The 13,268-nt window shown below is 74.7% G+C and carries 7 protein-coding genes, 2 tRNA genes and 1 pseudogene; 6 read left to right on the forward strand and 4 right to left on the reverse strand.

Annotation, left to right across the window (positions count from 1 at the left end; genetic code table 11):
* Nucleotides 1–256 (forward strand): integrase core domain-containing protein (locus AC02VZ_RS23150; RefSeq protein WP_476476286.1); only part of this gene is annotated, 256 nt, incomplete at its 5' end.
* Between the two features lie 205 nt (nucleotides 257–461).
* On the opposite strand, the gene AC02VZ_RS23155 is transcribed toward AC02VZ_RS23150, so the two are convergent.
* Together AC02VZ_RS23155 and AC02VZ_RS23160 are read right to left on the reverse strand one after the other, a co-directional pair.
* A complete protein-coding gene (locus AC02VZ_RS23155) occupies nucleotides 462–893 on the reverse strand; it encodes a hypothetical protein (protein ID WP_432057380.1) in 432 nt (143 codons plus the stop codon).
* An 89-nt stretch (nucleotides 894–982) separates the two neighbouring features.
* Entirely contained in the window at nucleotides 983–1,852 is an 870-nt protein-coding gene (locus tag AC02VZ_RS23160; RefSeq protein WP_432057381.1) for a bifunctional DNA primase/polymerase, read from the reverse strand.
* A 360-nt stretch (nucleotides 1,853–2,212) separates the two neighbouring features.
* Here AC02VZ_RS23160 and AC02VZ_RS23165 point away from each other — a divergent pair, with 360 nt between their 5' ends.
* The 3 genes from AC02VZ_RS23165 (at nucleotide 2,213) to AC02VZ_RS23175 (ending at nucleotide 5,729) form a co-directional block, all read left to right on the forward strand.
* Entirely contained in the window at nucleotides 2,213–2,539 is a 327-nt protein-coding gene (locus AC02VZ_RS23165) for a hypothetical protein (protein ID WP_476476287.1), read from the forward strand.
* Nucleotides 2,540–3,390: 851 nt separating this feature from the next.
* On the forward strand, nucleotides 3,391–3,951 hold the full coding sequence (locus AC02VZ_RS23170; RefSeq protein WP_476476288.1) for a SigE family RNA polymerase sigma factor: 561 nt from the start codon (nucleotides 3,391–3,393) through the stop codon (nucleotides 3,949–3,951).
* Nucleotides 3,952–4,013: 62 nt separating this feature from the next.
* Complete coding sequence (locus AC02VZ_RS23175; protein ID WP_432057383.1) at nucleotides 4,014–5,729, forward strand: long-chain fatty acid--CoA ligase; 1,716 nt, start codon at nucleotides 4,014–4,016, stop codon at nucleotides 5,727–5,729.
* 696 nt (nucleotides 5,730–6,425) lie between these two features.
* Here AC02VZ_RS23175 and AC02VZ_RS23180 read toward each other — a convergent pair.
* Both AC02VZ_RS23180 and AC02VZ_RS23185 read right to left on the reverse strand, forming a co-directional pair.
* A complete protein-coding gene (locus AC02VZ_RS23180) occupies nucleotides 6,426–11,636 on the reverse strand; it encodes a PAS domain-containing protein (RefSeq protein ID WP_476476289.1) in 5,211 nt (1,736 codons plus the stop codon).
* Between the two features lie 361 nt (nucleotides 11,637–11,997).
* Nucleotides 11,998–12,423 (reverse strand): annotated as a pseudogene (locus tag AC02VZ_RS23185) (SSI family serine proteinase inhibitor); the annotation flags it as partial.
* 473 nt (nucleotides 12,424–12,896) lie between these two features.
* On the opposite strand from AC02VZ_RS23185, the gene AC02VZ_RS23190 reads away from it, so the two are divergent.
* A tRNA-Ser gene (locus tag AC02VZ_RS23190) sits at nucleotides 12,897–12,987 on the forward strand.
* Nucleotides 12,988–13,179: 192 nt separating this feature from the next.
* Nucleotides 13,180–13,252 (forward strand) — tRNA-Arg (locus tag AC02VZ_RS23195).
* Nucleotides 13,253–13,268: the final 16 nt, after the last annotated feature.

The raw sequence follows: 13,268 nt of genomic DNA on the forward strand, positions 1-13,268 counted from the left end.
CGCATCGATCGGATCGGTCGGCGACGCCTACGACAATGCCCTGATGGAGTCCACGATCGGCCTGTTCAAAACCGAGTTGATCAAGCCCCGTCGGCCCTGGAAGACACTCTCTGAGGTCGAGCTGGCCACCGCCGAATGGGTCGACTGGTACTGCCACCGCCGACTGCACGGTGAGATCGGGCACATCCCACCCGCCGAATACGAGACCAACTACTACCGGGCAACCACGAAGCCCCAGGTCACAGTCATAACCTAGAGTCTCGATCGAACCCGGAACGGTTCAACCAGGTGAGCTCGAACTGCCCTGTCAGCAGGTCGCGGCGAGAGGGAGCGGGGTGGGCGGAGCCGGGAACGGTGGCGTTCATGAGGGGGCTCTCGGCTTTCTGTGAGGGAGGGGCGCGGGCGCGGGAGAGGGCGGCCCGGGGTCTCCCGGAGCCTGCGGGGCGCTCCCTTCCGTGGAATCAGAGTTCCTCGTCCTGCGCCAGCTGCTCCCACGCCATCTCCCGCAGGCCGGGCTCCGCATCGCAGCCCGAGGGCAGGAGTGACGTCGGCTGGAACCAGACGACGGTGAGGCGCGAGCGGTGGAGGACGCGGTCGTGGGCCGGGGCGATCGCCTCGGAGCTGAAGGCGCCGACGCAGCTGACGGCGGGGAGCACCTCGACCGGGCCGAAGGCTCCCGCGTACTGGTCGGGACGGTCGCGCGGTGGCGTGATCAGGTGGACCGGGGCGCCCGGGAAGGACTGTGCGGCGGAGCGCACCAGCCGGTCGATCCTCATGTCGTTGAGCGGTTTGCAGGGGTAGCCCTCGAGCACGCCGCCGTACGTCGACGACAGGTGCAGCTCGGACAGCTCCACGGTGCGGCCGGAGGTGAGGGCGACACGGGCGAGCGACATGGTCGGCACTCTATGGCGGTGGTGCCTCGGGGTCTTTCGATTTTCGGTCGGCCGGTGCGGCCGGGCGGTGCAGGTGGTCGGGGTGGGCTTCAGGGGAGGTGGCCGGTCATGCGGGCCGCCGAGGCGATGGTCGCGCGGGCCTCCCGTTCGGTCAGGCCCGCGCCGACGGCGGCGCGGACCAGGGGGTCCACGAGGGCGGGGCCGATGCCGTCCTCGTAGGCGCGGCAGGCCGCCCAGAACAGACGGGTGTTGCGCTGCCCCTGGTGGGCGGCGAGGACGAACTGCACGAGGCCCTGGCCGTGTCCGCCGGCCGACGGGGGCGTGGGGTGGTGCGCCCGGGGCGGTGGCACGAGGATCCGGAGCAGGGCCGGCGGGCAGGCCGCCGGAGGCAGGTGCGCGGTGCCGGGCACGGCGGTGTAGGTGCCGCGGTCGGTACGGGAGCCGGGGCCCACGAGGTAGCCGCCGGCGCCCCGGATGTCGATGCCGGGGGCGAGCCGTCCCGCGGAGTTGGGGACGACGACGTCGGGCGGGCCGCTCAGCCACAGGTGGCGTCCGCCGCTGGGCGTCAGGATCACGACGGTGGCGGGGATGGTGAACAGGTGGCGCAGTGCCAGCTCGCGCAGGGCGGCCGGGGCGTCGGTCCCGGTCTTGGTGTCCAGGTCGACGCCGATGAGGTGGTGCGGGGGCAGGCCGCAGGCGATGCCGTAGCCGGTGGCGCGGGGTGCGGCGGCGAACATCCGGCGGATGCGGACGGGATCGGTGGAGGCGTCGTGGACCCCGTGGCCGAGGCGTCCGCAGGTGCCGTGGCAGCGCGTCGGGGTGGCGGGGTCGTCACGGTGGGGGGAGCGCAGGGCCGGGAGCTTCGTGCGGGACAGGGGGATCACGGCCAGTCCGCGTTCGGCGGCTGACAGGGCGTGTGCGAGGGCCAGGGTCGTGGCCTGCCGGTCGGTGGTGGCCATGGCTCTATTTTCGTACGCGCGTTCGAAAAAGGAAAGAGGGTGCGGGTGCGGTCCGTTGCCCGTGAGCGGGTCGCCGGGGTCATGCCGTAACGCTTCGGCTCTTGCGGGGCTTGGGGTGATGTGACCGGTCGGAGAGGGGATAGGAGGTGTGTAGGGGAAAAGGGTTTATCGACATGTCCTCACGCTTGCGTGCGAATGAGGGCCTACGGGGTGGTTCCGGCGGAGGCGATGGGCAACTGTGATCACGCGACGTCGTGCACAGCGGATCGGGGCGGTCGGCCGGCCCTCCGACGGAAGACGTATGTCACGCACGGAGGCCGTCCTCGGCCGGTGCGTCCTTGGTTCTGGAGGGAACACAACATGGCAAGCATCCGTACCGCCCGCGTCATCGCCGCGGTCTCCGCCCTGCCGCTCGCGGCCGCCCTCTTCACCGGCGTCGCGGCGGCGGACAACGGCGCCCTCGCGGACAACGGATCGAGCGCGACGGCGGCGAGTGCCGCGGCCGGGATCGCGGGCAGCGGCGTGGGCGGCGACAACTTCGGCAACTCCGCCACCACGCAGCAGCAGGCCGTCGGTTCCGGGGCCTCGAACCAGAGCAACACCGCCCAGGTCAACGGATCCGCCTTCACGGCGCTGAACCAGGGCAACGAGAACGTGGCCATCGGCTTCACGCCGCTCTGGCGGTGATGACGGGGCCGACCGTGGCCCCTGACGTGAGGGTGTGCTTCCAAGGGTGCAGGGCGTCCGCGCGACGGTGCTTCGGTGCCGTCGTGCAGACGTGTGGGGGGTGTGGTGGCCGGTCGGGGCGACGGAGGCGGGTGGGGGTGGAGGGATGGGTCGGGGGTACGGGCTTCGGGTGCGGGTGGGCGCCGGGGGTGGCCAATTCGGCGGCTGGGGGCCGGGGGTGGCAGCCCGGGGCGATCGGGGTGAACGGGGCCGGGGGCGCGCGGGGCGGCCGGGGTGGACGGGGCAGGGGCCGGCGTCGGAGGACGGGCGGAGCCGGTCGTGGTGGTCAACCGCCCGATGGGGTCGGCCTGTGCGGTCAACTGCCGGGGCGGGGCCGACGTCTCCTCAGGGAAGTGGGACGAGAGAGTCCCCTCAGGAAAGTGGGAGGAGAGAAGAGGGAACCCGTTCGGCCGCGAGCGGTGGATCAGAAATGGCAGGGCAGGGCAGGGCAGGCAGGACGGCACGGAACACCAGAGGGTCGGATGAACCCGGTGCAGGAGATGGGCCCGGCGTGGCATGTGTGGGGTGAGCCTTTTCTGCCCTGCCCGTCGTCCGGCCCGCGCGCAGGAGCCGTCGGACGCGGCGGCCGGTCGGGAGCCTCCCCCGGCCCGGGAGCCGCCCCCGGCCGCCGCCCCGGACCGGTACGGGTGTGCCCTGGCGGGCCGGCCCCTCCGGGGAGAACCCTCAGGGGCTCTCCTCCTCACGTCCACCTACAGGAGGTGGGGCGGTCCCCACCCCTACAACCTGAGGGGGACGCGGCTTCGGGACCTGCGGGCGATCCGCCGGGCGGCCGTCGCTCATAGCGTTGAGCCATGACCACACCCGTCTGCACCCGCGCTTCGAACGCCGCTGCTCCGCCGGCGCAGACCCTCGTGTACCCGTCGTTCTCGTCGTACATGAGGGCTCGTCAGCCGGCGCTGCTGCGGACCGCCCGGTCGCTGACCGGCAATCCGAGCGACGCGGAGGACCTGCTGCAGACCGCCCTCGCCAAGACGTACGTGGCGTGGGAGCGGATCGAGGACCACCGCGCACTCGACGGATACGTACGCCGAGCGCTGCTGAACACCCGGACGTCCCAGTGGCGCAAGCGCAAGGTCGACGAGTTCGCCTGCGACGAGCTGCCCGAGCCGGACCCGGTGACCGGTGGCGAAGATCCCGCCGAACGGCAGGCACTGCGCGACGCCATGTGGCGGGCGATCATGCGGCTGCCGGCCCGGCAGCGGGCGATGGTCGTCCTGCGGTACTACGAGGATCTCAGCGAAGTGCAGACCGCCGAGGTGCTGGGCGTGTCGGTGGGGACCGTGAAGTCGGCCGTGTCGCGGGCGCTCGGGAAGCTGCGCGACGACCCCGAGCTGGGGTTTGTTCGCTTCTGAGACGAAGTGTCGGGTGCTGTGGGGTGATCGATCACCGCTCCCCTAGTGACATACCGCGTGGTATGTGCGCAGAATCAGCGCAACCCTTACCCGCGCGCAGGCAATGTCGCCAGGAGGACTCCGTGCTGAGCACCATGCAGGACGTACCGCTGCTGATCTCGAGGATCCTCGCCCACGGGTCGACGATCCACGGCACATCGCAGGTCATCACCTGGACCGGCGAGGACGAGCCGCAGCGCCGCTCCTACGCGGAGATCGGCGCCCGTGCGGCCCAGCTGGCCCATGCCCTGCGCGACGATCTCGGGGTCACCGGCGACGAACGCGTCGCGACCCTGATGTGGAACAACGCGGAGCACGTGGAGGCGTACTTCGCGATCCCGTCGATGGGCGCGGTGCTGCACACGCTCAACCTCCGTCTTCCTCCGGAGCAGCTCGCCTGGATCGTCAACCACGCCGCGGACCGGGTGGTCGTCGTCAACGGTTCGCTGATTCCGCTCCTCGCCCCGCTGCTGCCCCACCTGAAGACCGTGGAGCACGTCGTCGTCTCCGGCCCCGGTGACCGTTCCCCGCTGGCGGACGTCTCCGTGCGGGTGCACGAGTACGAGGACCTGCTCGCCGGGAAGCCCGTCGCCTACGACTGGCCCGAGCTGGACGAGCGCTCCGCCGCGGCCATGTGCTACACCTCCGGCACCACCGGCGACCCCAAGGGCGTGGTGTACAGCCACCGTTCGATCTACCTGCACTCGATGCAGGTCAACATGGCCCAGTCGATGGGCCTGACCGACGAGGACACCTCCCTCGTCGTCGTCCCGCAGTTCCACGTGAACGCGTGGGGCCTGCCGCACGCCACCTTCATGACCGGCGTCAACATGCTGATGCCGGACCGCTTCCTCCAGCCCGCGCCGCTCGCCCGGATGATCGAGAGCGTGCGGCCGACCCACGCGGCGGCCGTGCCCACCATCTGGCAGGGCCTGCTCGCCGAACTCACCGCCAACCCGCGGGACGTGTCGGCCCTCACCCAGGTCACCATCGGCGGCTCGGCCTGTCCGCCCTCCCTGATGGAGGCGTTCGACCAGCTCGGCATGCGGGTCTGCCACGCCTGGGGCATGACGGAGACCTCGCCGCTCGGTACGGTCGCCCGCCCGCCGGCGCACGCCGTGGGCACCGACGAGGAGTTCGCGTACCGGCTGACCCAGGGCCGCTTCCCGGCCGGTGTCGAGGCCCGGCTGACCGGCCCCGGCGGCGAACGGCTCCCCTGGGACGGCGAGTCCGCGGGTGAGCTGGAGGTGCGCGGCCCCTGGATCGCCGGCGCCTACTACAACGGACCCGGCGAGGAACCGCTGCGCCCCGCCGACAAGTTCAGCGAGGACGGCTGGCTGAAGACCGGGGACGTCGGCATCATCAGCCCCGACGGCTACCTCACGCTGACCGACCGGGCCAAGGACGTCATCAAGTCCGGGGGCGAGTGGATCTCCTCCGTCGAGCTGGAGAACGCCCTGATGGCCCACCCGGACGTGGCCGAGGCCGCCGTGGTGGCCGTGCCGGACGACAAGTGGGGCGAGCGCCCCCTGGCCACCGTCGTCCTCAAGGAGGGGGCCACCGCCGACTTCACCACCCTGCGGGCCTTCCTCCAGGAGGAGGGCGGGATCGCCAAGTGGCAGCTCCCGGAGCGCTGGTCGGTGATCGAGACGGTGCCGAAGACGAGTGTCGGCAAGTTCGACAAGAAGGTGCTGCGCAAGCAGTACGCCGAGGGCACGCTGGACGTCACGCAGATCTGACGCACCGGGCGGCGTACGACGACGCGCCGGCGCCAGGCAATGCGCGCCACGTCACGCGCCACGCATCGCGCCCCGCCTCGCGACGCACCATGCGACGTACGACGTGACGCACGACGCACGACGTGACGCACGTCCCCGTTGCGCGGGGAGACCGACCGAGCGCCGGCCGCGCCGGGCAGGGGACCGCAGCAGTGCCCGTCCCTCTCGCCCGGCGCGGCCGTTGTGTCCAGCCGGTGAGCCGGTGAGCCGGTGAGCCGGTGAGCTGGTGAGCCGGCGGGCTGGTGGGCCGGTGAGCTGGTGGGCCGGTGGGCCGGCGCGCGCACGTGACCGACCGGGGCGGGGCCGGTCACGGTCCCGTGGGGCCGGCCAGGTCCGGGGACGGGGCCCGGGACTGGGGTGGGCGCGCGGCCGGGGCCTGGCCGATGCGCAGGGCCGACGACGTCCCGTTCGGCATCACCGCGCCGCGGGCCGGGCCGGCCGGGCCCAGCACGGCGGACCGAACAGACCGGGCAGACCGGGCTCCCGTGCCGGGAGCCGCCTCGCCCGGGGGCCGATCCGCCGACGCACGCGAAACTCCGCCCGCACTCCCCCGCGCTCGCGCCCGCGCCGTGCCCGTGTCGCGCTCGGCGCCCCTACGGACACCACGCGTGCCGCCGACGAGCGAGGGCCGGGTCGGGTCGGGTAGGGCCGGAGCGGTCAGTTCGTGCCGACGCGGGCGAGCAGGTCGACGATGCGTTCCTGCACCTCGGAGCTGGTGGACCGCTCGGCGAGGAACAGCACGGTCTCACCGGAGGCCAGCCGCGGCAGGTCCGTCGGCTCCACGGCGGCGGTGTAGACGACGAGTGGGGTGCGGTTGAGCCGGCCGTTCGCGCGCAGCCAGTCCACGATCCCGGCCTGGCGCCGGTGCACCTGCATCAGGTCCATCACCACCAGGTTGGGACGGAACTGCCCCGCCAGCGACACCGCGTCGGCGTCGCTCGCGGCCCGCGCCACCTGCATCCCGCGCCGCTCCAGCGTGCCCGTCAGGGCCAGCGCGATCTCCGCGTGCTCCTCGATCAGCAGCACCCGCGGCGGGTGCTGCTCGCTGTCGCGCGGTGCGAGCGCCTTCAACAGCACCGCCGGGTCGGCACCGTAGGCCGCGTCGCGTGACGCCTGCCCGAGCCCCGCGGTGACGAGGACGGGCACCTCCGCCGCCACGGCCGCCTGCCGCAGCGACTGCAGCGCCGTGCGGGTGATCGGCCCGGTCAACGGGTCCACGAACAGGGCCGCCGGGAAGGCCGCGATCTGGGCGTCGACCTCCTCGCGGGAGTTCACGATCACCGGGCGGTAGCCACGGTCGCTGAGCGCCTGCTGGGTGGACACGTCCGGCGCCGGCCACACCAGCAGCCGACGGGGGTTGTCCAGCGGCTCCGGCGGCAACTCGTCGTCCATCGGCTGCGGCCGGGGCGGGTCGGCGACCTCGACGGCCCCACCGGGACCGTCCAGCGGCTCCGGCCCCTCGGCGGCGTCCGCGTCCGGCGCCCCTATCGCGTACGAGCGTCCGGTGCCCTCCGCGGCCGGCGCGAGGCGCGACTGACCGGCGAGCGACTGCTGGGGCTGGGGGGCCTGTGGCTGTCCCGGCGCGGGCGGCTGCGGGCGGGCCGCGGCCGGTTCGGCCTGCGGCGGGTGCGGGCGGGCGGCCTGCTCGTCGACGTCGGTGGCGAGGTCGTTGCGCGTCCCCAGCTTGCGTCGGCGGCCCGAACCGCCGGGCTGCTGCGGAGGCGGGGTGGCCGTCGGCAGCGGCTGCTGCACCTGGGCGGCCTGCCGGGTGAACGGCACGCCCTGCCCCAGCGTCCGCACGCTGATGGACCGCCCCTGGGTGGAGTGCGGGTCCACGGGCGCGGCGGCCTCCGCGGGCAGCGGCTGGGCGGCCCGCTGCGCGGTCGTCGCGCCCTCGGCAGCGACCTGACCGGTCTGCTCACCGGTCTGCCCGGTCTGCCCATCGGTCTGGCCCGGAGGTACGGGTGCCTGGCCGGGCGGTACGGGTGCCTGGCCGCCCGGAACGGAAGCGGGTGCGGCGGGGGTGCCGGCGGCGCCGGTGTCACCGACGGCGGGCCACATCTGGGGAGCCGGTGTGCCCTCCGCCGGGGTGGGCTGCCCGGGGGCGGCCTCGGCGGGCAGCGGCTGCGCGGCGGCAGGCTGCGTGGGGCCTGCGTGCGCCGGGACTGCCTGGGCGGGACCTGCCTGCGCGGGACCAGGCTGTGCCGAGTCGGCGTGCGCGGGACCTGCCTGTGCCGGTACTGCCTGGTGCGGCGCGGCGGGAGGCGCAACGGCCTGCGGCTGCTGCGGTGCGACAGCAGGCGGCGCAACGAAAGGCGACGGCACGGCGGGCGAGGCCACGGCGGGCGGGGCCACGGGAGCCGGTGCGTCGGCAGGGGCTGCGCCGACAGGGGGTGCGCCGGCAGGTGGCGCGGGCTGAGCGGCGGCCTGTGGCATCCCGGCCTGCTGCGGCGTCCCGGCGGCCTGGGCGGTGGCGCCGTCCGGGGGAGGCAGCGGCTGGCCAACGGCCTGCGGCTGCACCTGCGGTTGAGGGTGCTGGGCCACCGGGGCGGCCCCCTGCGGCGGCACCGGGGTGGCTCCCTGCGCCGTGACCGGCATCCCCTGCGCCGTGACCGGCATCCCCTGAGGCGTGGCCGGCGTCCCCTGCGGCGGGACCGGGCCGCCCGGGTCGGCCGTGGGTGCTGCCCCGTGGATGGGCACCGGCCCGCCCTGGGCCGGCACCGGAATCTGGGGGGACGGCAGCGGAGCACCGGGGGAGGCGACCGTGCCGCTCGCCGGGTCCACCGGGCCACCGTGCGGCGGCGCGGCGGGCATCGGAGCGGCGCCCTGCGGCGGCACCGGGGCCGGCTGCTGCGGCGTTCCGGCGGGCCCGGGGAGCTGCCCCCCGGCGACGGCCTGGGGTGCGGCGGCGGTTACCGGCGTCGGCTGTCCGGCGGCGGACTGGGGCGGCACCGGAGCAGCGGCCGGAACCGCGCCGTGGGGCACGGCACCCTGCGGAACCGCGCCCTGGGGCACGGCACCGTGCGGAACCGCGCCCTGGGGCACGGCACCGTGCGGCGCCACGGCCTGGGGCGGCACCGTCTGCGCGGCGACCTGCCCGGCGTCGGCCGGCAGGGCCGCGGGGTCGGCCTGCGGAGCGGCGACGCGCCTGCGGCGGCCGGTGGGCGCGCTGGTCGGGTGCGGCTGCGGCGGGGTGTGGTCGCCGGACTGGTCGTGCGGAACGGCGTCGTGGCGGCCCTCGTCGGCAGGCACCGCTCCCGGAGTCGCCGGGGCCGCCGGGGCCGCCGGGGCGGGCAGCGCCGGCGCGGCGCTCACCGGAGACGGCTGCGGCTGACCGGCGGGAGCGGCCTGCCCGACCACCTCGGCCTGGTGCGCACCGGCAGCGGCGGCCGTGCCGGCCCCGGCCGCCTGGTCGCCGTCGGCCGGCGGAAGGGCGAACACCGTGCGGGGCGCCGCCTGCTGGGCCGCGGCCCGCTCGGACGCGGCCGCCAGCGCGCGCCGACGGCGCCCCGTCGGCTGCTGCTGGGGCTGGTGCGACTGCGGTGGCTGCTGCGGGCCCGCCTGGCCGTCGGCGGTGGCGCCGTCCGGGCCGGTGGTGCCGTGGGTGCCCGGGGTGCCGTGCGGGCCGTCGGGGGCATGGGGGGCGGACGGCGCGGGCAGCGCCGGGGGCAGCGCGTGCTGCTCGCCGCCGGCCCGCCGGGCCCGCCGGCCGGAGGGTGCGGGGACGCCCTGGGGCGGCACGGTCCCGCCCAGTCCGGTGTTCGCCGCGGCGGCACCCGCCGCGTGCTCGGCGGCCGTCATCACCGCGCCCTCGGAGACACCGGCGGCGTCCCCGGTCGTGGCGATCACGGCACCCGTGCCGGTGCTCGCGTCCTCGGCCGGACGGCCGCGCCGACGGCCGGTCCCCGCGGAGACGGGGGCCTCGCCGGTGGCCTGCGCCGGGAGCGGGGCGGCCTCGGTGGCCGCCGCCCGGCGCCTGCGCCGACCGGTGGGCGGCGCGCTCTCCCCACCCGGGCCGCCGTCGCCCGCCGGCGTACCGCTCGGGGCGTCGGGGCCCGGCGTCCCGCTCTCCAGGAAGGCGTCGACGGAGGCCCGGCGCGCCCGCCGCCGTCCGCCGGACGGCCGCCGGCCCGCGACGTCGTGGCCGGGGGCGGCCTCGGCCGGGGGCGGCCCGGCGAGCTCCACCTCGGCGGCCGGGACGGCCCCGGCCCCGGCTCCGATCGGCACCTCCAGGACGAACGCGCTGCCGCTCATCCCGGGCACCTCGTGGGTCTGCAGCACACCGCCGTGCGCCCGCACGATGCCTCGCACGATCGGCTCGTGCACCGGGTCGCCGCCGCTGTACGGGCCACGGACCTCGATGCGCACGACCTCGCCGCGCTGGGCGGCGGCGACGACCACGGTGTTGTCCAGGTAACCGCCCGTCGACACCGGGCTGTTGCCGGTCGCGTCCACCCCGGCCACGTCGGCGACGAGGTGCGCGAGGGCGGTGGCGAGCAGACGGGGATCGACCTCGGCCTCGATGCGCGGCGCGTGCACGGCGAACTGAACCCGGCCCGGTCCGATGAGCTCCACCGCCCCGTCCACGCCGGCCGCGACGACGGCGTCCAGCAGCACCTTGGTGCGGGCCACCTGCTCGGTGCCGGTGTCGAGCCGCTGGTAGCCGAGGACGTTGTCGATGAGGGTGGTGATGCGCGCGTAGCCGGCCGACAGGTGGTGCAGCACCTGGTTAGCCTCGGGCCACAACTGCCCGGCGTCGTCCGCCGCCAGGGCGGACAGCTCGCGGCGGAGTTCGTCCAGCGGGCCGCGCAGCGACTGCCCGAGCAGGGTGAGCAGCTGGTCGTACCGGGCGGTGAGCGCCTCGTAGCGGTCCTTCTCCCGTTCACCGAGCGCCGCGTACCGCTCCTCGTTGGCGGCGAGCTCCTCGGCGTGCCGCTCGGTGAGCTCCTCCAGCTCGGTGACGTGGCTCTGCCGCAGGGCGGTCAGCTCGGAGGCGTGCTCCTCGGCCAGCCGCTCCAGTTCCTCGGCGTGCCGCCGCGCCGCGTCCTCCTTCTCCGTGAGGAGCGCGTCGTACGGGCGCCGGTCGGTGAACGTCATCACCGCGCCGACCAGCTGGTCGCCGTCCCGCACGGGAGCGGTCGTCAGGTCGACCGGCAGCTTGTCCCCGTTCTTGGCGTACAGGACCTGCCCGCGCACCCGGTGCTTGCGCCCGGAGCGCAGGGTGTCGGCCAGCGGCGACTCGTCGTAGGGGAAGGGGGAGCCGTCGGCGCGCGAGTGCAGGACGAGGGTGTGCAGCTCGCGTCCGCCGAGGTCACTGGCCCGGTAGCCCAGTATCTGGGCGGCGGCCGGGTTGACCAGGACGATCCGCCCGTCGGTGTCGGTACCGACGACGCCCTCGGAGGCGGCCCGCAGGATCATCTCGGTCTGCCGCTGCGAGCGCGCCAGCTCCGCCTCGGTGTCCACGGTGCCGGACAGGTCGCGCACGACGAGCATGAGCAGTTCGTCGCCGGTGTAGCCGTACGTGTCGTAGGCCTGCTGGCCGGTCTCCAGGTTGGCGCTGGTGACCTCGACGGGGAACTCCGACCCGTCGGTCCGCCGGGCCGTCATCCGGGTCGGCTTGGTGCGGGCCCGCGGGTCGATGTGGTCCGGCCGGCGCATCGAACCGGGGATGAGCTTGGAGTCGAACTCCGGCAGCAGGTCCAGCAGTCCGCGCCCCACCAGCGCCGTGCCCGGCGTCTCGAAGGCCTCCAGGGCGATGGTGTTCGCGTTGACGACGGTCCCGTTGGCGTTGACCAGGACGAGGGCGTCCGGAAGCGCGTCCAGTATGGCTGCGAGGCGAGCAGCGCCTCGGGATGGCCTGCTGCTCACGAGACGCTTCCTCCCTGTTACCGCGACGTGCCGACCGTTCGGGCCATCTTGCCAACCTGCCCGCAACGTGTCACGCGAGGGAGTCTAAGGGCTGGGGTTGCGGCCGCGGCGCCGGATGAGAGGGAGGTCGCACGACGAAGTGACGGCGATCCGATGCCCGGATCGCGCAGAACACGTGACGGCCTGCGGCGACGCCTCCCCGCCCCGCACCGGCCCTTTACGTACCGTGCGCCCCGGTTTCCGGGCTTCGTTACCAAGGTGTCGCGGAACCCGCCGGGAGAGCTGTCGCGGGACCCGCCGAGGGAGCTGTCGCGGGACTCGTCGCGGAACCTGATGCAGATCCCGCCGAGGGGCGGGCCGCGGGTCCGGCCGCGGGCCCCGCCGCGGGCAGCAGCGGCACCAGGGCGTCCCAGCGGTCGATCGCGCACCCGTCCCGGCGGTCGTACGTCGCGTCGACGGGACGCCCGGCCCAGGTACCGGTGACGCGGGCGGTGGCGGGGCCGCCGTACTGCATGGTGCACAGGGTGTCCTGCCGCGGCGGGGCGAAGGCGTCGCGCCCCCGGCTGGTGTTCCGCTCGACGGCGGCACAGGCCCCCTCCGGGTCGGGGTGACTGCCGCGGCCCGGCCGGCACATCACCTCGTACGTGCCGTCGACGCCACGGCCCGCACCGCTCACGGTGACGGTGAGACGGTCCTCGCCCCGTGCGGACACCGGGTGCTCGACGGACGCCACGGACGCCACGGACGCCACGGACGCCACGGACGCCACGGACACCACGGACGCCACGGGGGTGGCGAGTGCGGCGGGGGCGGAGTGCAGGGCAGACGCCGCGGCGGGCGCCGCGGACACCGTGGCGAGGACGGCGGAGACCACGGCGGCGGTGGCGAGTCCCCGCGCCGCCGTACGGCCGGCCGCGCGAGCGCCGCGGACGGTGGCGCACCTCCCCGCGGACGCGGGCGGAGCGGGTGCCGGCGAGGACGCGGGGGCCGGGTCCGGGACGACGACCGGGACGACGACCGGGAAAGGGGCCGGTGCGGACGGGCGCGGGGTGGTGCCCCGGGCGACGGTGACCTGCGACATGCCCTGACCAACGCGTGAGCGCGCGGGACGTTGCGCCCCGGCGGCGTGCCGTCCGAAAGAGCTTTGCCCTGTGGCCTGCCTGCCTAGTACCGTAGGCCTCGATTGGTGGCAGCCCGCGCGGCTGTGTCATCATCGGCACGCACCACCGGCTCGCGCTCGCGCGCGGAAGGTGGTGCGGGGGAGGCGTCGCCTAGTCCGGTCTATGGCGCCGCACTGCTAATGCGGTTTGGGCCTTAAAGCCCATCGAGGGTTCAAATCCCTCCGCCTCCGCCCCATCGAGAAGCCCCGGTCCCCAGCGGCCGGGGCTTCGTCGTGATCACCGCCCCAAACTGCGGTTTCCGCAGGTCACAAGGGGTGGGGTCAATGGATTTCACATGGCGGCGGCAGTCATGTAATGTTCTTCCTGTCGCCGCGACGGGCCGCAGAGCCCGGGAGCGGCGAGAAAACTGAAGAAGTGCACACGCACTCGTAGCTTAACGGATAGAGCATCTGACTACGGATCAGAAGGTTGCAGGTTCGAATCCTGCCGAGTGCACACAGGTGAGAGGCCC

The organism is Streptomyces sp. 3-6, assembly GCF_056323165.1.